Genomic DNA, 23,700 nt, shown 5'->3' on the forward strand with positions numbered 1-23,700 from the left:
CCTACGATCGACTTGCTGCATTGATTGGCTTGGGGTATCGCCTATCAGATTGTAATCCAACACATTCACCGGATTGTTGCCCTTATTTTGCCAGGAGAATGAATTAAGTGCCGATCACGCCTGTGGAGCCAGGCCGTTCAACCTTAAAGACCGTTCTCGCTGTCGCATCTAAAGGAGGGCATTGGGAACAGCTATTGTTGATGAGGCCGACGCTCGATCAGTTTGATACCGTTTATGCGACGACCGGTGCGGGCTACGCAGCGCGCGACGGGCTAAACGTGCATGTGCTGCCCGATGCCAACCGCTTCAGTGGCATTGGCGTGGTGCAATGCTATTTGGCGGCACGAAAGCTGGTACAGACGGTCAGGCCTGACGTTGTGATCTCCACCGGTGCGATGCCAGGTCTGTTTTGCCTGATCGCGGCCCGGCGTATCGGCGCACGCACCATCTGGATCGACAGCATCGCCAATTCCGAAAACTCTTCGTTCAGCGGGAAGCTGGCGCGCTGGTGCGCGACACTTTGGCTGACACAGTGGGAACATCTCGCGAAGCCGGGAGGCCCGCACTACAGGGGCGCAGTGTTTTGATTCTGCTCACCGTCGGGACACAGCTTCCATTCGACCGGCTGATCAAAATCGTGGACGATGCCGCGCCTCAGGTGCAGGAAGACATCGTGGCCCAGATCGGCAAGGGGCGCTATATTCCCAAAAATCTCCGGTTCCAGGCATCTTTTGATCCGACCGCATTCGACGCGTTGCTCAAACAAGCGCGAGTCGTGGTCGGCCATGCGGGCATTGGCACCGTTCTGAAGGCGCAGGAATATAGGCTCCCCATCATCCTGTTCCCGCGCCGCGCCGCGTTCAAGGAACATCGCAACGAGCATCAGTTAGCGACCGCTTCCGTGCTGGAGGGTCGATCGGGCATCTACGTCGCCCATACTGGCGAGCAACTGGTCGATTTTCTGTCCCGTCCTCTGGAACCGCCCGTCCCTCAACTCATGCACCCCGACCGCACTCGGCTCAATCAGGCTTTGTTTGATTATATCATGCAGGCATAGCGCCGGATCGACAGGATCAGCTCTGTGCGCCATGATAACATGCGCGTGAACATATCCACATCACACGTTCTCGCGTCGGAGCTTTTGCAAATATGACGAAGCCTTCCATCGTATTTTTCGTGTCCCACGCGGCGGGTGGCATTCGGGAATTATGGTCCGATCTGGCAGCGGGATTTGCGGAGCGCGGGCATGCGGTCGAATTGGCCGGTCTCTATCCCCACGGACCGGACGACGTCGCAGATGAACAGCGCTGGACGTATATGCTGCCCAATCGACCGGGCGGACTGCTGGCCAAATTCGCCATGCTACGCAATCTCGCAGGATGGCTGCGCCGAACCCGGCCTGATGTCATCATCACGGCTATGCCAGCCGCCAACGTGCTCCTGCCGATCTTTGCAAAGTTGTTCAATCCCCGGACACGGCTGATCGTCACCCATCACAGTCCGGTCGGGACGCATAATCGCTTGCTTGACGCGATGGACGGGCTGACCGGGCGCTTGCCCAACGTCTGCGCGATTGTCGGCGTATCCGACGCGGTCACGCAGTCGCTGGCCGGAAAGGCCCAGGCTTATCGCGCCAAAAGTCTAACCATCCACAACGCCCTCCCCCGGCGCGTCGATGACATGCTGGCGAGGCTTGCGCCACGGGGACCGCGACAAGCATTGGGCAGGACGGTGATCGCTGCCGGGCGACTGGCGGAACAGAAAAATTACCCGATGCTGATCAATGCGGCGCCCGCCATGCCGGACGTTCGAGTGGAAATTCTGGGCAGCGGCCCGGACGAGGCCGCCCTTCGCAAGCTGATCGCACGGCACGGCGTGGCCAATCATGTTCATCTTTTGGGACATTGTGACAGGGCGAGCGCCCTGGCACGGGTTTCGAAGGCCGACATATTTGTTCAGGTAAGCCTGTTCGAGGGACACAGCCTCGCCTTGCTGGAAGCTGCGACGCTGGGCTTGCCATTGATCGTCTCCAATGTCCCCTCCCAGGTCGAAGGGATCACCGCCAGGGATGGCAGCGCCTGCGGCTTGGTCATTGATTTGGGCGATACAGACGGGCTGGCGCATGCCATCACTATGGTCCTCGATGACCCACAGCATTATGCGCTATGGTCATCCCGCGCTCTGATACTCGCGCAGGAAGCGAAATTCGACACGATGATGGCGCGCTATGACTCGCTGGCGACTTGTATCCCTGCGAAATCGAACTAAGCCGGAACCATGGCCCTAGACAGCAGCAGAAAAGACACGCGCTCCGCGCGGCCCGCCAGGAACGGCATAATGCAGGCGGCGCTGGCCGCGCTGTTGATCCTGACCATGCTCGGCCCGTTCATGACCTTCGCCAGCACGCAGACGACCGGCGAAGGCAGTCCCGTGCGACAGGTGGCCTATATATTGGTCTTCGGGCTGCTGATCTTCGGCACTCGGCCTTTCGATCATCCGCGCCGCCTGCTGGTAATACCGATGACGATGCTGCTGGCGCTGGGATGGTGCTGGCTCAGTATCGGGTGGGCGATCGATCCGGGGATCGCAGTGCGGCGCCTCATCCTGACGAGCGTGATCATATGGAGCCTGTTCATCGCGATAGACCAATTGGGCTATGAACGCCCGGTCAAGCTGCTGCGCAATTTGCTCATCGCCATATTGGTTGCCAACTTCATCACGGTTTTCCTGTTTCCCGACTTTGGCGTTCATCCGATGGACGAAATCGGCGACAAGCGGTTGATCGGCGACTGGCGCGGCGTGTTGATGCACAAGAATGTGGCGGGTGCCGTCTGTGCGATCACCATCATCACCTTTCTGTTCGACGCGGACCGCTATCCCAAGCTGTTGCGGGGCGCGGTCATCGCCGCCTCGCTCCTGTTTCTGATTCTTACACAATCTAAAACGTCGTTGGGCCTGCTCGGTTTCTGTATTGCCGTTGGCTTCCTGTTCGAGCGATATAATGCGAAATACCGCCTTTTCGTCATTTCCGCGCTTTGCATGGTCGGCATTGCTGGAATGTTGCTCCTCAATCTCTATCGCAATCCCCTGGCTATGCAGTTTTCCGACCCGGACGCCTTCACCGGACGTGCCTTCATATGGGAATCATTGCTAACCTTTGCCGCCGATCACCCTCTATTAGGCGCCGGTTTTGGATCATTCTGGAATATCGGCCCGGCAAGCCCGATATTTAAATATGGGAACGGCTGGGTCCAGCTAGTGACCACGGGACATAACGGATTTCTCGATCTGCTGGCGACGATCGGTCTGCCGGGCCTTGTCCTTGCCATGGTTGCCGCTTTCATTGCGCCGGTGGCCCGGCTTTTGACCAGGACGTCGATCAACCCGGCGCGCGGCGCCCTCGTACTTGCGATCATGCTATTCTGCTTCGGTCATAATTTCACCGAATCCAGCCTGCTGGATCGTGACAGCATCGTCGAGGTCGCCTTGATCTTCGCCATTGCCCTGATCCGCCCGCTGTCCTCGACCAGGGGCAGCCGTATGAGCAAGATATGGGGCGACCAGACGGGGTCGAGATCGGCCTGAACCGATTTCTGGACCGGAAGGAAGGACGAGAGGTGCAGCCAGCCGATGCCTTAGCGCAGCATGCCGCCAATCCGATCGTTACGATCGTCATTCCCGCCTATGCAGTAACAGGCCATCTGTCCGTTGCTGTCCGTTCTGTACTGGCACAGACAATGCCGGATTTCGAACTACTGGTGATTGACGATTGTTCGCCAGATTCGGTGAGCGATGAACTGGCGCAGGCAGGCGAGGATTCGCGCGTCCGGCTCATCCGCCACGATCGTAACGGTGGCGCCACCGCCGCGCGTAATACGGGACTGGCTCAGGCACGCGGACGGTTCGTGGCGTTCCTGGATGCCGACGACCAGTGGATGCCGGCCAAACTGGAACGCCAGTTGGACGCCATAATGGCCCGGCCAGATCCCGAACGCATATTCTGCGTGACCAGCACGATCGTGACCCTGCCGGAGGGGCGCCATATCGTGCGCCCGTCACGCGCCAAACGCACGGACGAGCGGCTGGACGAATTTATCTTCGTGACCGGCGGCTTTTGCCAGACGAGCAGCTTCCTCGTTGCCACCGCGCTCGCACGGCAGGTGGGATGGCGTGAACTGCCGACGGGCGAGGATCATATGTTCGCCATCGATTGCTGCGCTCTTGGCACGGACTATGTGCTGATCGCAGAACCGCTGACGATCTATAATAACGACCTGCGGCCGGGCCGCCTGAGCAACGACAAGACGCTCGCTACCGGCCAACGCTTTCTGATGGCCGTTGGCAACGCCCTTTCGCTCAAGGCGCGGCGTGGCTATGAGATACGCTATCTGGGGCCAGCGATCCTGCGTGAAACACCGTTGCAAGGTCTGGCGAAGATCGTTCGGGCCGTTGCAACCGGCGCGATGCCGCCTCGCTTTGCAGCATCCCTGCTTGTGCGAACCGTGATGCCGCATGATCTGTACCAGCGTATTCGCGCATCGATTCTGGGAAAGCGCCAGTCGAATGACCGATGATCTCCCCCGATCATCCCCTATCTGACGGAGATACAGCCCATGTATGACCTGACCCGCCGAACGTTCGTTGGCTCCGCTCTGGCCTGTGTGGCATGTAGCGACGGTTCTACTGCTAATCCGGTTGAGCGAGCGACCGTTCCCCTGCGCAGCGTCGCACCATTTCCGATCGGCTGCGCTCTGAACAGCGCGGACCTCAATGATCCGGGCCTGATGACGCTGTTCAAACGGAATTTTTCGCAAGTTACGGCTGGCTATGAAATGAAAATGGGGTTGATTGCCATGCGCAATGGCAGCTTCAACTATCAGCGCGGCGATATCATCGCGGATTTCGCGTCCCAGAATAAGATGGACCTGCATGGCCATACGCTCGTCTGGTATAAAAGCGAGCCGGACGCTTTCAAGAATCTGGCGGGCAATCCATCCGCCTTCGCCGATCTGTATAAGCGCTATATTGTCGAGACCGTCACTCATTATCGCCATCGCGCGCGCGGATGGGACGTCATCAACGAGCCTGTGATGCACAAGGGCGAAGGCATGCGCGACAGCCTGTGGAGCCGCATGCTGGGGCCGGACGATTATATGATCGAAGCGCTGGCCCATGCTGCGGAAGCTGCGCCGGAGATACCGCGTTTCATCAACGAATATAGTCTGGAAGAGCCGGGTAAGCGGCGTATTTTCATGGATATGATCGAACGATTGCTCAAGCGCGGCGCAAAGATCAGCGGTATCGGTACGCAGACGCACATCAAGATCGATCTGGCCAAGGGTGCATTGACGGATACGATAAAAGATCTGGCCAGCTTCGGCTTGCCGGTCCATGTGTCGGAACTGGATATTTCCTACGGCCATCGCCGTGTCGACACCCGGTCCGACGCTGACAGGCAAGCGCTCCAGGCGGAACGGGCCGCCGAACTGGTGCATGCTTATGTGAAGCTGCCCGCCAAGCAGCAATATGGCATGACCATATGGGGCGTGCGCGACAAGGATAGCTGGCTGCGGCATGCCCCGTTTCCGACGACGGGCGACGCACCGCTGCCTTTCGATGATGACGGTCATGCCAAACCGATGTTACGCGCAATGCTGGACGCATTTCGGGGCGTCGCGTAGTATCTGACAATGAAAGTAATGCGATGGTAAGTTCCGTTTCAGAGGCATATGACATGAACGGCCGGACCATGCTGCCACGATCGGATGACGAAGGCATTACGCCGGATTACGTTTACGATTTCGCGCCAGACGAACCCCCAAGTTATGAGATATGGTTTTGGGGCCTTTGCATATTCCTCCTGACCAGTCCTTTCGTCTATCAACTAACCGGGCTAGACCCTTCGCAACAAATCGCTCGTGACATGTCGACCATGCGTCGAACCGAAGGATCGGGCGTCTTGCTCTACGCCTTACGCATGTCCGTTGCGCTCGTTGCAGTCGCAAGCATTACGCCTTACTGGCGCATGGCGTTGCCGCGACTGAACCGTATGACGCCAATCCTGCTATTCATGGGCTGGGCTGCGACTTCACTGATTTGGACGGATACGTTCAGTTCATCCCTGAACGGCTTGCTAGCTCTGCTGCCTTTGATCGTGACGGGCTATTGCCTTGCCCTGCGTCTCCCGCCGCACCTTTTTGCTCGCAGCTTCGTCTACGCAGGCGCCATCATGGCAGCTTTCTCGTTACTTTACATTTTTGCGCTCCCGCATTTCGGCGTTCATCAGCAAAGTGATGCCGCGCAATCCGTTCATGCGGGCGCTTGGCGCGGCGTATATCCGCACAAGAATATTTTCGGTGGCATATGCGCGGCATATGCAACTATGACGTTGCTGTCTGGACGCACCGTTCTACCCTCCATGTTAATGCGTGGAGGACTGATAGCGCTTTTGCTGATCATGATCGTCCGAAGCCATTCGGCCACAGCACTGGCTATCGTCATCATCACCCCACCGGTACTTTGGGCGATCATTGGTCTCAATCTTGTCCAACGTACGATCGCAATCCTGATCTTCGTCCCCACCACAATCCTGGTTTATTCGCAACTGGAAGCGATTTTCGGGCTGTTTGGGCGAGACCTGACACTGACGGGTCGCACGTCGATCTGGGAAATAGCGCCCAGTGCGATCGCGAAGCGACCCCTGACGGGCTATGGTTACGCCTCGACAACCTATGGCGATTTCATGTTGGAACTCTGGCGACGATTCTCGCTGTTCGACCCCCATAATGGGTATCTCAATATCCTGCTTAGCACCGGCTTCGTCGGGATGATTCTATTCATTGGGACATTCATCACCGCCGCAATGACTGCCCGGCGTATGTTCGTGATCGGTGGGCCAACGCGTGCTGCGGCACTAACTGTCTTCGGTCTGACAACGGCGTGGCTGATCGCGATGTTCACCGAATCACAAGACAAGCCACTGGGCGCATTTGCAGGGCTGGCCTACACTTCGCTCGGCTTGCTGGTATATCGGCACAAGATAGCGACGGTCGCATCGACAGCTCCGCTTTCACAGGGCACGGTGCAAGAGTCGCAGTTTCACGGCAAATCCGACCCAGCGTAACGACATTGCCGACGGTTAACTCCGAATTTTCACCGACCCTTCTGCCGCAACGCCGTCCAGCCGATGATCATACAGCCATTGCCGATCCGCTACACCGTCGCGGACCCAGTGGCTGATAATATCGCCCCATTTCACCGGATTTTGCATCCGCAACCACGCTGTTCTGCCATTGAGCGAAAGCGCCGCGTAAAGGGCAGGATCGTCCAGCAATTCCGCGATCCGATCTGCCAGTTCCGCGGGACGGCGCGCTTTGTAAATCAGCGCGGTTTCACCGTTCACCAGATGCCCGGCGAACATCGGATGGTCGGACGCAATGATCGGCGTGCGGGCGCATAGCCCTTCATAAATGGTGAGCGGCAGGCCTTCGGGATAGCCATGGCGGCTGGGTACGATGATCGCCGACGCTTCGCGCATCATGTTGAATACCTGCGCATTGGTCACCAGCCCGACAAAATCGATGAGATCGGCTACCCCCCGCTTTTCCGCCAGAGCCTGAAACCGCGCCACCTTACCCGCGCCGACTATGCGCAGCCGCACTGGACGCCCGCGCCGTTTCAACTGCGCCACTGCCTCGATCGCGTCGCCCACGCCCTTGCTTGGTTGGATCGTCCCGACATAGAGCAGATCACCCGGCGCGGTTAAATCCAGCGTTCGCACGGATACGGCATCCGGGTGTCGGACATGCGGGAAGTCCCACGGCAATATCTTGTCCCGTGCCACGCCGATACGCACGAGCGAACGACAGGCGTTCACGCCGTGATTGGATATCCATTCCACGCCGGGGTGATTGAGCATTTTGGCAATGCGACCATATTTGCGCAGTCGGTTGAGCGGGTCGACATCAAATGAGTCGGCCAGTTGGCACATCACTCGCCGACGATCGCCGACCGCCCAGCGTATCAGCGGATTGAGCGGTCCCAGCACGACGACATGAGTGGGTTGCCATTCCGCCATCTGCGCGATGATGGCTTTCGCGCCCCAACGCGGATGCGCCGCTGCGCCCATTACCGTGACGCCGTTCGGCAGCTTTTCGACATAGCGCTCGCGCGTCGTGCAACACATCAACGCGACTTCGCCATGCACGAGCAGCCCTTCCAGGATACTCAGAACATAGCGGTGGCCGTAATAGGTTTCGGCACCGGTTTCGACCAGACGTTGATAGGCCTCGCGATAATCGCCGCCTGGCTGCACCAGCAGGATGCGCATTGTGCCGTTTCCCCGTTCGATCATGATTTCAGCGCAAGCCCTAACATATCCCATGGCGCGCCCAGCCCGAGCGCATGGCGCATTGCGATCCACACAGCCGACGCGCCAATCATGACCAGCGTGGCCAGCGCATCCTGCCTGAAAAAGGACAGGTTCATTCGCCGCTGGCCAATCGCCACGAACAAATAGCGGCCAAATTCGCTGGCGATCAACGCGCAGATCGCGCCCGCAAACCCGGCAACCCGATAACCAAACCATAAACCCAGGGCCAGGATCACGAAGCGCAGGACATTGGCTCCGCTTTCATAGGATGGCCGTCCCGACCCCATCAACAGCCCTTCGTTGAGGTTCGACAGGATCGAGATCCAGCTTGCGAACAGCAGCAGCGACAGCATCCAGCCCGCCTGCGCATAACGCGGATCATAGAGGATGGCGATCGGCCAGTCCGCCGACGCCGCGCCCAACCCCATGATCATCGCGCCAGCCAGAACCAGACGCAACCGCTGCGGCCCGATATTTGCCAGCAAGCTGTCATCGCCCTTCGACCGCGCCGCGGCCAGCATCGGGAAAATGATCTGATAGGTCAGCCTTCGCGCCATCAAGGCCGGAATATCGGCGATCGCGCGGGCCAGCCCATAGATGCCCAGCAACGCGAGCGGCGCGACCTTGCCCAGCGTCAGGCGATCCAGATTGCCCGCCGCGAACATCACCAGCGACGAAATCATGATCCAGCGACCGAAAATCATGATCTCCTTCACATAGCCGCGATCCAGCATCAACTTGTGGGGAGGGTGCGGCAAGCGGTAGCTGAGTGCCGATCGCGTCGCGATGGCGATCAGGGTGCCGAATACCATCGCCCAGACGCTCGGACTGATCAGCGCCAATGTAACTGCCGCGACGAAACCGGTAAATTCCGCCTTGAACTCGAACAGCGTCCGTTTCTTGACCTCCAGATTCTTCACTAGGGCGAAGATCGAGGTGGAATGGAGCGAATTGATAAGCGGCGCGAAGGCGATCGCCATGAATATACGCACATCGATGTCGTAAAAACGCGCAAATAGCGGCGAAAGCGCCATAAACAGCGCCGACAGCCCCACGCCGCGAATGATCTGCATCGTCCAGGCCGTGTTGAAGAAGCGTGGCTCCAGCCCTTCTTCATGTCGCACGATATTCTGCTCGATACCGACATCGGTCAACAGTTCGATACCCAGCCGCATCGCCTGCACCACGACCATGATGCCAAAAATATGTGGGTCGAGCAGCCGGGTAAGGACGACGTTAGACAGCAGCCGGAAGCCATAGGACGACACGAAGCTGCCCAGCGACCAGAACAGCCGATTCAGCATCGCCGACAGGTCGGATCGCGTGCGCGGAGGGGGCAGAGCCAGTGCCGCCTCCAGGCGGTCGTCTACAGCGGCTAATTCTTCTTCCGACGCCATAGGATCAGGCCGCGACGGCGCGGGTGCGTCTTGTCGAAATACGGACTTTCAGGAGCCGCAGGCAAGGCTGTTCGAACAACCGATAGAAGATGACCGAAGCGGCCGTGGCGCTGATGAAGGTCACGATCATGAACAGCGCCGGTGGAGGTGGATTGAACAGCCGCAGCATAATCCACAGGACGGCGTTCACTACGAACGTATGGCAAAGATAAAGGGCATAGGAGGCGTTGCCGAGCAACACCGGAAGCGAGCCGCCCATCATCCGTTCGCCCACACTGCCAAGCAGCAGAACTCCGCCAACGATCATCGCCGCAGGCAACCCAGCGAAAAGCGCGCGGGAAGGCACTTCGGTATCGATCGGCACCAACGCGATATAGAGCAGCGCCAAGGCGATTAGCCCGCCCCCCCATAAAGGCTGGTCCGATACCCTCCGGAAAACCAGGCTGAGCAAGACGCCATAGATAAATTCCGCAATCACTGGATGGGAATAGAAAGCGAGCGGCTGGGGCAGATGCCACATCTGTCCCGCCGCGACCAATATCCCGCCAGCGCAGCATAGGAGAGCCGCGCGCCAACGCGGCGGCAGCAACAGTGTCAGGGCAAAGGACAGATAGAAGAACATTTCATAATTGAGCGTCCACCCTTGCCCCAGCAACGGATAATAACGCCCATCATCGGGGCGCGGCCATGGGAGGAATGCGAATGACGCCGCAATATGCTCAACATCAAGGCGGGCGTGCTTCAGGAAGCTCGGAACGGCCAGCACCGCAATCAGCATCAGCGCTGTAAAAAACGCATAAGGCGGCCAGACACGTATGAACCGATTCAGGATGAATTTGCTCGTCACGCCGGGCGCGGACGGAAGCTCCAGCGACGCATGGGCAATAATGAACCCACTGATAACGAAAAATATATCGACGCCCATGCCCCATGGCAAACTGCCGAGCGCCGCCAACATATTCCGGCCGATATTGTGCTGGGCAAGCTCCATCAAGGAATGCCCGACCAGCACCGCTGCCGCCGCCACAAACCGCAGCGTTTGCAAACGCCTGATCATCGCGCGCCGTCATTCTGTCGATTGGCCATATATTTGTCGCCAACAAGCATGCGACCCATGACGATCATGTGTAATAGGCTTTCATGCTCTGGAAATAGGCGCTCGGATCGTTACGGCTCCATTGCGGCTGTTTATCCAGATCGACATGCGACAGCGCAGCGCCAACCAGTGGCGCTTCGGCGGCCTGCAGCAGTTGGACGGCGGTTTGCGCTGCGTCGGACGGCGTCTTGCCCCAGCGCACGATCAGGCACACCGCGTCGGCCTTTGCGGCGATACGCCGGGTTTCGGCAATCGCCAGAACGGGTGCCGTATCGATGACGATCAGGTCGAACCGGCGGCGCAGATCGGCCAGCATGGCATCCATCGACGCGCCACCGACATCATCGGATGGACGCAACGTCTGGCGCGACAACGGCAGCACGACCAGCCCGGATCGTTCGTCCTGCAACAAAACCGACTCCAGCGTCGCATCGCCGCTCAAGACCTCCAGCAACCCGGCTTCAGGCCGTTGCGTTGCAGCTAGACCTACGCCGCGACGCGTATCGCACTGAAGCAGCACGACTCGTTCGCCACCGATCGCCGCAACATGCGACAGGCATTCCGAAATCGTCGTCTTGCCCTCACCGGGCAGGGCAGATGCGATGACCACGACCTTCGCGTCTCCATCCGGTCCGGCGATCGCGGTGCGCAACATTCGCAGGCTTTCGGTAAAGGCGGAAAAAGGATTGTCGATGATCAGGTCGCGCGGCGACAAATGTCCTGACGCCGCCCGACCCAAAGCCGATTTGAAACTGGGAACGCTGGCCAGCAGGCGCAGTCCGGTTTCCTTGGCTATGCCATCAGGCGTGCGCAGCGTATTGTCCAATATCTCGCGGATCGCCACGGCCGCCACGGCTGCACCCAAAGCGGCCGTCACTGCGATCATCAGGAAGATGCTGAGCTTAGGCTCGCTCGGCCTCGTCGGGACGACGGCGTTGGACAGGACGCGCGCGTCGCTGCTTTCCAGCCCCTCCTGCGTGCTGGTCTGGCGATAACGGGCTAGATAGGTTTCATACAAAGTGCGCACGGCATCGGCATTGCGCTGCAATTCGTTCAGTTTGACGCTGGCGGTGCCATTCTGGGCCAGTCGCCCGCGCATTTGGTTAACCGACGCCTGCAATGAGGCCACCCGGCCTGCGGATGAACCGGCGTTGCCCTGCACGCCCGAAATGATGCGGTTCACTTCCGCGCTAATCTGTCGATCAATATCCGACAACTGGTTCTTGGCTGCCGCCAATGCAGGATATTTATCGCCATAGCGATCCTGCATCTGGGCGACATTGGCGCTGATTTCCGCACGCTGGCGACGAAGCTGAACGATGACGTCGGACGAGAGCGCCTGACTGCTGTCCTGCCCCGAATTGACACCACGCGATTGCGCCATGGCGGTCGATGCGGCGGACCGCTTTTCGGCCAGATCAGCCTGCGCCGTGGCCAGTTCGCTGGTCAGCCGATCCAATTCCTGCTGGGTACTGGTTTCGCTGGTAGAACTGTCCAGCAGGCCGTTGGCGTTGCGATATTGCTGCACCGCGGCTTCGGCAGCCAGCACCTGCCCGCGCAACTCGTTGATGCGCGCGCCTAGCCATTGCGTAGCCGATTGGGTCGTGTCCGTTTTGAACGCTAGTTGACTATCGAGATATTGCGTGACCAGCGCATTGGCGATCGCCGCCGACGTGCTCGCATCCCGCGAAGTGGCAGTAATGTCGATGGCGAAAGCCGTACCCGAACGGCTGATCTTGACGTTGCTCTGAAGCGCATCGGTGGCGGCCTGAATGGCACCCGGTCCCGAACCCAACAGCGCAGGCTTGACGAATTCAGGGTTGCGATTCAGGCCCAGGCTTTTGACCACGGCGAGCGCCAGGTCACGGGATCGGAGCACTTCGACCTGGGTATCAATGGCGAAGGTCGTCGGCTGATCCTCGGTCAACGCTTCGGTCCTTGCGTCCACGACGTTGGCGCGCTGGGTATTGATCGCGATCTGGGATGTGGCCGAATACATCGGCTTGCGCGTGGCATAGAAAGCCATCACCGCCACGACCACCACAGCCGCCACGATCAGCGCGATACGCATACGGCGGCGCAGGATCATCCAGAGCACTGACGGTTCGAAAGACGTCGCGTTGCTCCATTCCCCGGCCAGCCCCGATTGAGCGAAGGGACGACGCTGTAACTTAACCATTACGGCAAGACACTCCCATTAATTTCCACCGGCCACATCCGGTAATACGCTCATCATTCGTTCCTGCCGCCTTCGGCTGTCAAAACGCAATAGCCTAATGCCATGATAGCACGCTATAGCTGGTCCGCCTCTGTTCGGGAAGTTGCTTACTGCGCTGCACAAAACATCTCAATGGCGTGTGACCCGCGATGGGACGATCCGCGTTTTTATCGAGCGGGATGCCGCCAATGGTAGCATATGCATTTGTATCAGTGTGTTATGTGGGTAAAGCCTGATAGACGGCCGTGGTTCAAGGGATAGCGGGGCATGGCAGATAGCAGAAGGATGACGAACCGCGATACCGCCATGCACATAACAATGCCCGCAAGAGCCATGCTGACAGGGCGGCCCACGGTCCATATCATTCTGCACGAAGCGATCTCATGAGCGATACGTTCGTTCATCACAAAATCGCGGCGAACCCGAACATGTTTGCCTATCGACCCGATATCGACGGGTTACGGACGGTCGCGGTCACGTCCGTCGTGCTGTTTCATGCGGGCATTGGCGGGGTCGCGGGCGGCTTTACCGGGGTCGATATCTTCTTCGTCATCTCTGGATATCTGATCGGCGGGCATATTTTTGCCGAACTGGTCGCCGGGAAATTCTCCTTCGCCACTTTCTACACCCGTCGCGTCCGGCGCATCCTGCCAGCACTGTTTGCGATGTTGACGGCCTGCTACCTCGTCGGCGCACTGGTGATGACGCCGGAGGAATATCGCGAGCTTGGCAAGGAGGCCGTCGCCGCGATTTACGCGACGTCCAACATCCTGTTCTACACGGGAGGGGGATATTTCGCGCCCGCTGCGGATTTCAAGCCGCTGCTGATGACCTGGTCATTGGGCGTGGAAGAGCAGTTCTACATCCTTTTTCCATTCGTCATGATCGCCCTGCTGCGATTTCGCCGTGATCAGGCGCTGCCGATTCTTCTGGGGATCGCAGCACTGTCTTTCGTCGGGTCGATCATTCTACAGCATCGCGATCCGACCGCTGCTTTCTATCTGCTGCCCACGCGCGCATGGGAACTGGCCCTCGGCGCGGCACTGGCCCTGCGTGAACGACGCCCTGGATTCGTGCCACCCGCAGGTGCGGCGACACAGAGTTTCGCTATGGTCGGACTGGCGATGCTGGCCGCAGCCATCATCCTGTACCGGCCAGCATATGATTTCCCCGGATCGTTCGTGCTGCTGCCGACGCTCGGCACGGTAATTCTGATCGCGACGCGGACCAGCCTGGTCAACCGGTGGATGCTTTCACCCCGACCGATGCAATTTGTCGGCCGCGTCTCCTATAGCTGGTATCTGTGGCACTGGCCGCTCTTCTATCTCAACCGGATCGCAGCGGGAGAAGGTAGCGGTGTCAATCCCGTCATCCTCGTCCTTACCTCCCTGTTGCTCGGTATAGTGTCATGGCGCTTCATCGAGCAGCCTTTGCGCAGACGAGTGCTGAGCGATCGGGTTGTGCTCGTCCGCTATTTTTTCGCGGCGGGCGTGGTGGCGGGGGCCGGGGCGCTCCTCTATCTCGCGGACGGCATGCCCATGCGCCTCTCGCCGCAGGCGCGCAGTTTTGCCGCCGAGGCGCGGGAGGCCAAATCCAGCCGCTGCCTTGCCCCTTATGGCATGGCGGAACTGCGCAATCTCGATACATGCGTGCCCCTCGCGCCCGGCAAGCCCCGAATGCTGCTGGTCGGCGACAGCCATGCCAGTTCGATCGCGCCGGGCATCGCAGCAAGAGCGGCCGCGCAGGGCATGGCGTTCGGCCAACTCACCAAATCCTCCTGCCCGGCTCTCAACGGCTATGCCACCGACCCGGCGGATCGTCGGGCGCACAAGCCCGAATGTCTGGCGTGGCAGGCGCGATTGTTCGCCTATATCGCGGCGCAGCCTGACGTGGAGGTGGTGGCGCTCGCGGGTTTCTGGTCATCGGATCTCGACATGATCAGCGCCGATGGAAGCGCGACGCACCTGTCCACCGCGCTCGACGCTACTGTCCGCTGGCTTCAGGCGCATCGCAAGCAGGTGATCCTGATTCAGGACGTGCCGACATTGCGCTTCGATGGCTACGCCCGCGTGATCGGTGACATGATCCCGGCCCGCCGCGCACTGGCCGATGCGCTGGGCGGTTATCGGGGCGATGGCTTCGTCGCGCCGTCAAAGCAGGTGATCCCCGACCCTGCTCGTCCCATCGTCGCAGCGGTGGCCAAGGCGCGATCGACCATGCTGCTCGATCCGCACGCCCGGCTCTGCGCACCCGCAGGATGCGCGTATCGCGACAAGGCGCATCTCTATTATTTCGACTTTCAGCATCTGACCGCATCGGGCGCGCTGGTGGCGATGCGCTAAGACTGCTTGCGAGCGTCACCACATTGTTGCATCTGCGCGGGTGCTGAAAAAATGTCAGCAGGACATAGCTGATGACCAAACCGATTTTCTTCGATTCGACCGGACGACGCGGCATTTGGGCACGGCGCGCTGTCGCCGCGCTGTTGCTGGTCATCATCATAGGCGCGGTCGCGTTCGCGACCACATTGATCCGCGTGACGCCCGACGCTGATCTCGCTTTGCCCCTGCGACAGACGCATGCCGCCCATTTGACCCTGTCCTCCCGCCTGCGCCAGGATATCAAGAACTGGCTGCCCGTATTGAAGCGCCACCACAGCCAAAAGCCGCTGAACGTCGGCTTCTATGTCCCCGATGATGAGGCGAGCATCGCATCGCTGCGCCGTCATGTCGGTGAACTCAACTGGGTCGTGCCGGCGATGATCTCCGTGACAGGGCCGGGTCATAAAGTGCAGATCGTATCCGATCCCCATTTTGATCGCATGATCTCTGCCATGCGGCGTCCGCCCAAAATCCTGCCCATGGTCCAGAATATCGGTGGCAGTGGCAATTGGGATGGCGCAAACACCGCCCGGCTGTTTGCAAATACCGCCGCCAGCCAGCGCCTCGCCCAGTCGCTTGCCAATAGGATCACTGCGCAGCGCCAAGCCGGTGTCGTCCTCGACTTCGAATCGCTGCCGCCACAGGCGATGCCCGGCTATCTCCGCTTCATGCGCATGCTGCGCGCCACTTTGCCAGCAGGCGCCAAATTAGCCGTCACTGCCCCGGTCGGCGAAGAGGCATGGCCCCTGCCGGCATTGGCCAAGATCGCCGATCACGTCATCTTGATGGCTTATGACCAGCATTGGCAGGGCGGCGAAGCTGGGCCGATTGCGTCGCAGGACTGGTTCGTGCGGCAAGTGGAAAAGGGCCAGCAGCAGATCGGGCGGGACAAGATCATCGTTGCGCTCGGCAGCTACGGCTATGACTGGCATGGCGACGGCACGGACGCACTGTCCATCGAGGAAGCATGGCTTGCCGCCCATGACAGCGATGCGCCCGTGACTTTCGATCCTGTCAGCGGCAACGCTGGCTTTGCCTATGATGATGGCGACAAGCATCATCAGGTCTGGATGCTGGACGCAGCGACAAGCTGGAACCAGCTTCAGGCGCTCCATCGCCTCGGCATACAAAGCGTCGCGCTGTGGCGCCTCGGCAGTGAAGATCCCGGTTTTTGGACCGGCCTTTCCGCTTTCCGGTCAGGCACCCGCCCTGATCTCAGCCGCATCGCCAGTTCGCTCAATACCGATGTCGAAGGATCGGGCGAGATACTGCGCATCACCGCGACGCCGACCGATGGACGACGGGAAACCTTGTTCGACCGTCAAGGGATGATCGAACGCGAAACTTATCGTTTGCTGCCAACACCCTATCAGGTCCAGCGGACGGGCGCGCAGCCAAAGATGCTGGCGCTGACATTCGACGACGGTCCTGACGCGACCTGGACGCCCAAAATTCTCGACGTGCTGGAGCGCGCCGGCGTGCCTGCGACATTCTTCGTCATCGGCGAAAACGCGCTTCAGCATCCCCAGCTCTTGCGCCGCATGATGGCCCATGGCGATGAGATCGGCAATCACACCTATCTGCACCCCAATCTCGCCAACGCCTCAGCCACCGAAACCAATCTGGAACTCAACGCCACCCAACGACTGGTGCAAGCCTATGTCGGGCGCAGCATGCGGTTCTTCCGCGCGCCCTATTTCGGGGACGCCGAACCCACGACGGCAGATGAATTGCTGCCCGCGCTGGCAGCACAGCAGGCGGGCTACACTGTGGTCGGTTTGCATGTCGACCCCAATGACTGGCAACAGCCCGGCGTGGACGCCATCGTCCGCCAGGTGGTGGATCAGGTGCATGCGGCGACGCCGGATCGATCAGCCAACATCATCCTGCTCCATGACGGCGGCGGCAATCGGGAGCAGACCGTGGCCGCGCTGCCGCAGATCATCACGCGCCTGCGCGCCGAGGGATATAGCTTCGTGCCCGTGTCCCGGCTGGCTGGACTGTCCCCCGCTCAGGCGATGCCGCCGGTCAAGCCGGGCGACCTGATGGCCGTGCGCATCGATGTGGGCGTTTTCATCGTTCTTGCGATCGTGATGGGCCTGTTCGTCTGGATCTTCTATGTCGCCATCGCGCTGGGCATCGCGCGCGCCATATTGATGGCCGGGCTGGCCTGGTTCCAGTCGCGCAGAGATCGCGTGCCCCCGCCCGTCTACCAACCCAGCGTATCGGTCATCATCCCCGCCTATAATGAGGAGCGGGTGATCGAGGCATCGGTGCGGCTCGTCCTGGCCAGTGATTATCCCGATCTTCAGGTCATCGTCGCCGACGATGGTTCGAAGGACGGCACCAGCGCGATCGTGACGCAGGCCTTCGCCGACGACCCGCGCGTTACTCTGCTCACGCTCCACAATGGTGGCAAGGCCAGCGCCCTCAACCGGGCTTTGACGCATGCGAAGGGCGACGTCATCATCGCCCTCGACGCCGACACGCAGTTCGAAGCGCATACCATCCGCAGGCTCGCGCGCTGGTTTGCCGACCCTGCTATCGGCGCCGTCGCGGGTGACGCGCGCGTCGGCAATCGCGTCAATCTGGTCACGCGCTGGCAGGCGATCGAATATATCACTGCCCAAAATCTGGAGCGTAAGGCGCTGGCCGGATTCGATGCGATGACCGTCGTGCCCGGCGCTGTCGGGGCATGGCGTCGCGCGGCGCTGGACGATGTGGGCGGATACCCCGAAGATACGCTGGCGGAGGATCAGGATCTGACCATCGCTATCCAGCGCGCCGACTGGCGCGTAACCTATGATCCGCAGGCGGTCGCCTGGACCGAAGCACCCGAAGGTTTCCGCGCTCTTGCCAAACAGCGCTACCGCTGGGCATTCGGCACGCTGCAATGTCTGTGGAAACATGCCGCGATCCTGCGCCGTGGCCGTCCCACCGGACTGGCGCTCGTGGGACTACCACAGGCCTGGCTGTTCCAGATCGCCTTTGCCGCCATTTCGCCGCTCATCGATCTGGCCCTGCTGATCTCGATCGGCACCACGATCCTGCAAATCCAGCAGCATGGCTGGGCGCAAACCAGCGGCGATGTCGCAACGATGGCGATCTACTGGCTGGTCTTCACGGCGATCGACGTCGCCTGCGGATGGGTGGCCTACCGCCTCGACGGGCGCAAACTCCCCTATCCCGCGCATCTGCTGGTGGCGCAGCGCTTCGTCTACCGCCAGATCATGTATTGGGTGGTGATCCGCGCCATCGCGTCCGCGATCGGCGGATGGGTGGTCGGCTGGGGCAAGCTGGAACGTTCCGGCCGGGTCGCCGGGAACGAGTCAGCTACGACGTCGGCCCCAGAACGGTCCTGATCTTGCCTGCAAGCACATCGGCAACCGCACCGGCGTCGCGATGAAGCGGATGACCGCCAGGTAGGGCGACGCGCTCCACATTGGGCTGGCGCAGCAGCGGACAAAGACTGTTGGTCTCATCCCGGCCCTGAATGCACAGCGCAGGCACCCAGTCCAGTCGCCGTGCGGTGTCGATGGCCATCGCGTCCGGCGCATCCCATTCGAACGTCTCACCCGGCGATATGTCATAATAGACCGTGTCAGTCGGCACCACCAGAGCTGCCAGTGCGACCTTCTGGCGCAAGGCAGGCGACAGGGTGGTCAGACCCACATGCAGCATGTCGGCGCCATAAGACTGGCCGATCAGGATCAATCGTCGCGCGCCCGTAACCGCCGTCGCATGGGCCATGGCATCCGCGACGAAGCGGGTGATTTTAGCAGGGGTGCGGGCTTTACGAAAATGAACGAGCGAACTGACGCCGGTCACGGCATAGCCTTTGGCGGCAAGCCGTTCGGCGACTTGTGGCCCCATCCCGATCCTGAAACCCATGTCGCCAGACAGCAGCACGATCGCGACATCGGATCGCGGCTGATCGCGGACCTTCTGCGCGGGCAGGTCGAAATAGAGCTGGCCGCCAAACGCGCCGATGTAAGTCAGCCATATCGCAAACAGTCCAGTCGCGACTATCATGAAAGTCAGCAATCCTGCCACCAGTCGCCGGGGGCGTGCCACGCGCATCTTCATGCCAACCACCCCGCCCCTGTAGCAGCCATCATCAAATTCTCCTTCGACTCGCACCGATATTTCACTGTGCCACCATGACCTATGGTTATCCGCTAAGACATCGTTATGTGTGTGGCCGGGTCCAGGAATCGGGCGCGTGGGGAGTGGGTAATGGAGTTGCTGTCGAACCGTCGGCACCGGACTTTGGTGACGGTGTCGGTCGTGGTCGTCCTCGCCATATTGGGTTTCTGGGCGCTCGCGCATCTGCTGCGCGAAGTCCATTTGCAGGACATCCGCCTGTCCTTTTCCCAGATCGGACCGGCGCGATTCCTGATCGCCATCGGCCTGACGATCGTCAGCTATCTGGCGCTTACCCTGTACGATGTGCTGGCGCTACGCGTCATCGGCCGCCCCCTGCCCTATGCCACTGCGGCGCTGGCGTCCTTTACCAGCTATACGCTCAGCCATAATCTGGGCCTGTCAATGCTGACCGGCGGGTCGGCGCGATACCGTGTCTATAGCGCGGCAGGACTTGGTCTGGCCGACGTCGTGCGGGTCGTCGCGATAGCAGGCATGGCCTTCTGGGGCGGCGTCCTGGCGGTCGCGGGACTGATGCTGGCGATCGGGTCGGGGCAGATCGCGGTGGCGGGCGTTACCGCGCGGCCATGGGTGTGGCAGGCGACGGGCGTCGCGATGCTCGCCATCATCGCCGGGATCATCCTGCTGGGTGGGCGCAGGGGACGCAACCTGCGTATAGCGCGCTGGACCTTTCCGGTGCCGGGATACCGGCTTGCAATGACGCAGATCGCCGTTGCCGCGCTCGATCTGGCGGCGGCCAGCGCCGCGCTGTTCATCCTCGCCCCCGGCGTGATGATCCACGCCTGGCCTGCTTTCTTCGTTGGCTATGTGCTGGCGATCATAGCGGTGCTGATAACCCATGTGCCGGGCGGCGTCGGTGTGTTCGAAGCGGTGATGATCGCCGCCCTGCCTGCCACGCCACGGCCCGAACTGGTCGCGGCGCTGCTTGCCTATCGCCTGATCTATTATGTCATTCCGCTGCTGATTGCCGGGACCATCGTAGCGGCGCAGGAAGGACATCGGTGGCGACATCCCATTGGACGGACGTTGCGCGGCGCCCACGCCGTTGCATCGGGCATTGCGCCGACCATGGTGTCGGCACTGGTGTTCGTCGGCGGGATGGTGCTCCTGATCTCCGGCTCGCTGCCTGCGGTGCCTGGCCGCATGGCGATGCTTTACGACGTCCTGCCTCTGCCCTTTGTCGAATCATCCCATCTGGCGGCCAGCGTCGTCGGCGCGGCACTGCTGGTGCTGTCGTCCGGCCTGTACCGGCGGCTGGACGGTGCGTTCTGGCTGACGCGCATGTTGCTGCTCGCAGGCGCTGCCTTCTCTATCATGAAGGGCCTGGATTATGAGGAAGCGAGCGCCATGCTGTTGCTGGCCGCCTTGCTCCAATGGACAAAGGCGTCCTTCTACCGCCACACCCGGCTGACGCGCGAGATATTGTCGCCCGGCTGGCTGACCACTGTCACGGCCATGATCGGCCTGTCCATCTGGGTGGGCTTCTTCGCATTCAAGCATGTCGCCTATCGCAGCGATCTGTGGTGGCATTTTGGCGAGCATGGCGATGCATCGCGATTCCTGCGCGCCAGCGTCACCATCTCCGTGCTTCTGGTTGGCCTTGCAATCTGGCGACTGCTCAGCCCCGCGCCACCGTCCGACCATGGCGAAACGAGCCTGACCCCACCGGAAGGCGAAGCCATGGCGCTCACTGCCCGGACGGAGGCAAATCTTGCCTATACGGGGGACAAGCGGTTCCTGCGCTCGCCATCGGGACGCAGCTTCCTGATGTATCAGATCAGGGGGCATAGCTGGATCGTGATGGGCGATCCGGTCGGCGACATGGCGGAATGGAATGACCTGCTCTGGACCCTGCGCGAAGACGCAGACGCCGCGCAGGTCAGGATCCTCCTCTACCAGATCAGCCTTCAGGCCCTGCCCGCCGCCATCGACCTGGGCCTCCAGATCGTCAAATATGGCGAAGAAGCTCTGGTCGATCTCAAGACATTCTCGCTCGAAGGACCCGCCGCGAAATCGCTGCGCTACGCCGTGCGTCGGGCGGAACGGGACGGCGCGACATTCGAGATCATGGCCGCAGCCGACGTGCCTGCGATTCTGAGCGAGTTGCAGGGCATTTCCGATCGCTGGCTCAAGGAAAAGGGGCATAAGGAAAAAGGATTCAGCGTCGGCCGCTTCGATCCCGCCTATATTGCCCGTTTCGATTGCGCAGTGGTGCGGCAGGAGGGCCGGATCGTTGCCTTCGCCAATGTCTGGACCACGGCTTGCAAGACCGAGCTATCCATCGACCTGATGCGCCATGATGCCGACATGCCTTATGGCACCATGGACTATCTCTTCGTACAGTTGATGCTCTGGGGGGCAGATCAAGGCTATCGCTGGTTCACGCTTGGTCTGGCGCCACTTTCAGGTCTTGAGGCGCGCCGCCTCGCGCCCTTGTGGGTGCGTCTTGGCTCGCTCCTTTATCAGCATGGCGAATCTTTTTACGGCTTTGAAGGACTGCGCAGCTATAAGGACAAATTCTCACCCGTCTGGGAACCGCGCTTCATCGCCGGACCGCAGGGGCTTGGGCTGGGGCGCGCGCTGATCGATCTGCAGGCGCTGATCGGCGCGAAGCCATGATCGGGAAAGGCATGGAAAAAATGTGGCGGTGGCTGGCTCCCCTCGCTCTCCTCATCACCATCGTTCCGCTCATCGGCGCAAGCCAGAGCGCTGCCCCCCTTCCCCAAGCGCCAGCCGCATTATCCTATGCCTTTGCGACTTTGGGCACCGTGCATGTCTATCGCCCCGCGCGCGATCCGGCGGGCGTCGTGCTTTTCCTATCGGACAGCAACGGCATATCGGCGGCGGAGACGGGAATTGCCAAGGTCCTTGCCGGTAATGGCATGCTGGTCGCCCTGCTCTCGACACCCGACATGATGAAGGGACAGAAGGCAGCGGGCGGACGCTGCCTTAACCTCAACTATCCCCTGGTCGACCTGTCGAACGATGTGCAGCATCGCATGGGCGTCAAAGCCTATATGAAGCCACTGCTGATCGGCATGGGGGAAGGTGGCACGCTGGCTTATGCCACCCTGTCGCAATGGGCCAATGGCTCCTATACGGGCGCGATCTCCATCGGGTTTCAGCCAAGGGTGGCGACCGTCAAACCCTGGTGTACGGCACCGGGCTTTTCCGCCGAACGCGACAAGGACCAGATCGACTGGAAATTCGGCCCCAACCGCATGATCCGCCTGCCGTGGATCGTCATGAATCCAGCCGATGTCCCTGTCCGTCAAAGCAAGAGTATGGAGAATTTCGTAAAAGCCGTGCCGGGCGCGCGGCTGGTTTCCCTTCCATCTGACAATCCTCTGTGGCCCGATCCGGTCATGAAGGCGGCGCTGGCGATGCTGCCGCGCGCACCAAGCCGGGCGCAGACGGGACCACTGCCTATCCCTCCGATGCCCCTTTCCGTGATGCCCGTGTCGGCGCGTGCCGGGGGCGGCAACAACGACCTGATGGCGATCATCTATTCCGGCGACGGTGGTTGGGTGGGCATAGACCGCGACGTGGCGGACCAGCTGGTGGCCAAGGGCATACCCGTCGTGGGTGTCGACAGCCTTTCCTATTTCTGGACCGCCCGAACCCCCGATGGCGCCAGTCGCGACATGGGCGCCTTGATCAATGCGTTCAGCCGTCATTGGGGACGGTCCCGCGTGCTGCTGGTAGGTTACAGCTTTGGCGCGGACGCGATGCCCTATATGGTGGACCGGCTGGATCCGGCAACCCGCGCGAAAGTCGCCCGCATCTCCCTGCTCGGTCTGAGCAGCACGGCGGATTTCCAGTTCCATCTCAGCAGCTGGCTCAATGTCAGTTCCGACACGTCGCTGCCGACGATCCCGGCGATCCAGCGCCTGCGTGGCGTATCCATCCAGTGCGTTCGTGGAGAGGATGAGGATGACAGCGCCTGCGGCGATATTCCGGGCGGGCTGGCCCAGCAATATCTGGTGCCCGGCGGCCATCATTTCGGCCGCAACGCCCCTCTCCTGGCCAGCATCATCATGGGCCAGCATCGCCCCGGCACCATCTCCGAATGA

At 60.7% G+C, this 23,700-nt stretch carries 16 protein-coding genes; 11 read left to right on the forward strand and 5 right to left on the reverse strand.

All coding sequences use genetic code 11. The annotated features are described in order from the left end of the window. The first annotated feature begins 107 nt into the window (after window positions 1-107). The 7 genes from WA070_RS00770 to WA070_RS00800 all read left to right on the forward strand — a co-directional run bounded on the left by WA070_RS00770 (window position 108) and on the right by WA070_RS00800 (window position 7,123). Window positions 108-587, forward strand: coding sequence for a glucuronosyltransferase (locus WA070_RS00770; protein ID WP_422632318.1), 480 nt, complete (start codon window positions 108-110; stop codon window positions 585-587). Beyond that, window positions 584-1,057 carry a glycosyltransferase gene (locus WA070_RS00775; protein WP_422632319.1) on the forward strand — a complete coding sequence of 158 codons (474 nt, stop codon included), beginning with the start codon at window positions 584-586 and terminating at the stop codon, window positions 1,055-1,057. The genes WA070_RS00770 and WA070_RS00775 overlap by 4 nt, the downstream gene beginning before the upstream one ends. A 92-nt stretch (window positions 1,058-1,149) precedes the next feature. Beyond that, window positions 1,150-2,268: a glycosyltransferase gene (locus WA070_RS00780; protein ID WP_422632320.1), complete on the forward strand. Its 1,119-nt coding sequence runs from the start codon at window positions 1,150-1,152 to the stop codon at window positions 2,266-2,268. Window positions 2,269-2,337: 69 nt separating this feature from the next. Further along, complete coding sequence (locus tag WA070_RS00785; protein WP_422632321.1) at window positions 2,338-3,585, forward strand: O-antigen ligase family protein; 1,248 nt, start codon at window positions 2,338-2,340, stop codon at window positions 3,583-3,585. Beyond that, complete coding sequence (locus WA070_RS00790) at window positions 3,552-4,574, forward strand: glycosyltransferase family 2 protein (RefSeq protein ID WP_422632322.1); 1,023 nt, start codon at window positions 3,552-3,554, stop codon at window positions 4,572-4,574. Before WA070_RS00785 ends, WA070_RS00790 begins: the two co-directional genes overlap by 34 nt. 39 nt (window positions 4,575-4,613) lie before the next feature. Then, window positions 4,614-5,681, forward strand: a complete 1,068-nt coding sequence (locus WA070_RS00795) for an endo-1,4-beta-xylanase (RefSeq protein WP_422632323.1) — start codon at window positions 4,614-4,616, stop codon at window positions 5,679-5,681. A gap of 53 nt (window positions 5,682-5,734) precedes the next feature. Continuing rightward, window positions 5,735-7,123, forward strand: a complete 1,389-nt coding sequence (locus WA070_RS00800) for an O-antigen ligase family protein (RefSeq protein WP_422632324.1) — start codon at window positions 5,735-5,737, stop codon at window positions 7,121-7,123. A gap of 15 nt (window positions 7,124-7,138) precedes the next feature. Here WA070_RS00800 and WA070_RS00805 read toward each other — a convergent pair whose 3' ends face one another. The 4 genes from WA070_RS00805 to WA070_RS00820 all read right to left on the reverse strand — a co-directional run bounded on the left by WA070_RS00805 (window position 7,139) and on the right by WA070_RS00820 (window position 13,043). Next, window positions 7,139-8,353: a glycosyltransferase gene (locus WA070_RS00805; RefSeq protein WP_422632325.1), complete on the reverse strand. Its 1,215-nt coding sequence runs from the start codon at window positions 8,351-8,353 to the stop codon at window positions 7,139-7,141. Beyond that, window positions 8,350-9,768, reverse strand: coding sequence for an oligosaccharide flippase family protein (locus tag WA070_RS00810; RefSeq protein WP_422632326.1), 1,419 nt, complete (start codon window positions 9,766-9,768; stop codon window positions 8,350-8,352). Before WA070_RS00810 ends, WA070_RS00805 begins: the two co-directional genes overlap by 4 nt. 4 nt (window positions 9,769-9,772) lie before the next feature. After that, on the reverse strand, window positions 9,773-10,825 hold the full coding sequence (locus WA070_RS00815; RefSeq protein WP_422632327.1) for an acyltransferase family protein: 1,053 nt from the start codon (window positions 10,823-10,825) through the stop codon (window positions 9,773-9,775). Between the two features lie 64 nt (window positions 10,826-10,889). Beyond that, the gene (locus WA070_RS00820; protein ID WP_422632328.1) at window positions 10,890-13,043 is read right to left on the reverse strand and encodes a GumC family protein; all 2,154 of its coding nucleotides are present in this window, start codon (window positions 13,041-13,043) and stop codon (window positions 10,890-10,892) included. Window positions 13,044-13,465: 422 nt separating this feature from the next. Between WA070_RS00820 and WA070_RS00825 the strand changes: the two genes are divergently transcribed. Together WA070_RS00825 and WA070_RS00830 are read left to right on the forward strand one after the other, a co-directional pair. After that, a complete protein-coding gene (locus tag WA070_RS00825; protein ID WP_422632329.1) occupies window positions 13,466-15,424 on the forward strand; it encodes an acyltransferase family protein in 1,959 nt (652 codons plus the stop codon). A 71-nt stretch (window positions 15,425-15,495) separates the two neighbouring features. Then, the gene (locus tag WA070_RS00830; RefSeq protein ID WP_422632330.1) at window positions 15,496-18,825 is read left to right on the forward strand and encodes a glycosyltransferase; all 3,330 of its coding nucleotides are present in this window, start codon (window positions 15,496-15,498) and stop codon (window positions 18,823-18,825) included. Here WA070_RS00830 and WA070_RS00835 read toward each other — a convergent pair. Then, window positions 18,797-19,549 carry an AcvB/VirJ family lysyl-phosphatidylglycerol hydrolase gene (locus WA070_RS00835; RefSeq protein WP_422632331.1) on the reverse strand — a complete coding sequence of 251 codons (753 nt, stop codon included), beginning with the start codon at window positions 19,547-19,549 and terminating at the stop codon, window positions 18,797-18,799. The two genes, WA070_RS00830 and WA070_RS00835, sit on opposite strands and share 29 nt — an antisense overlap. A gap of 150 nt (window positions 19,550-19,699) precedes the next feature. Here WA070_RS00835 and mprF point away from each other — a divergent pair, with 150 nt between their 5' ends. Next, on the forward strand, window positions 19,700-22,246 hold the full coding sequence (gene mprF / locus WA070_RS00840; protein ID WP_422632332.1) for a bifunctional lysylphosphatidylglycerol flippase/synthetase MprF: 2,547 nt from the start codon (window positions 19,700-19,702) through the stop codon (window positions 22,244-22,246). After that, on the forward strand, window positions 22,243-23,700 hold the full coding sequence (locus tag WA070_RS00845) for an AcvB/VirJ family lysyl-phosphatidylglycerol hydrolase (RefSeq protein ID WP_422632333.1): 1,458 nt from the start codon (window positions 22,243-22,245) through the stop codon (window positions 23,698-23,700). The genes mprF and WA070_RS00845 overlap by 4 nt, the downstream gene beginning before the upstream one ends.

The sequence above is a fragment of the Sphingobium sp. genome (assembly GCF_049304695.1).
Taxonomy (GTDB): Bacteria; Pseudomonadota; Alphaproteobacteria; order Sphingomonadales; family Sphingomonadaceae; genus Sphingobium.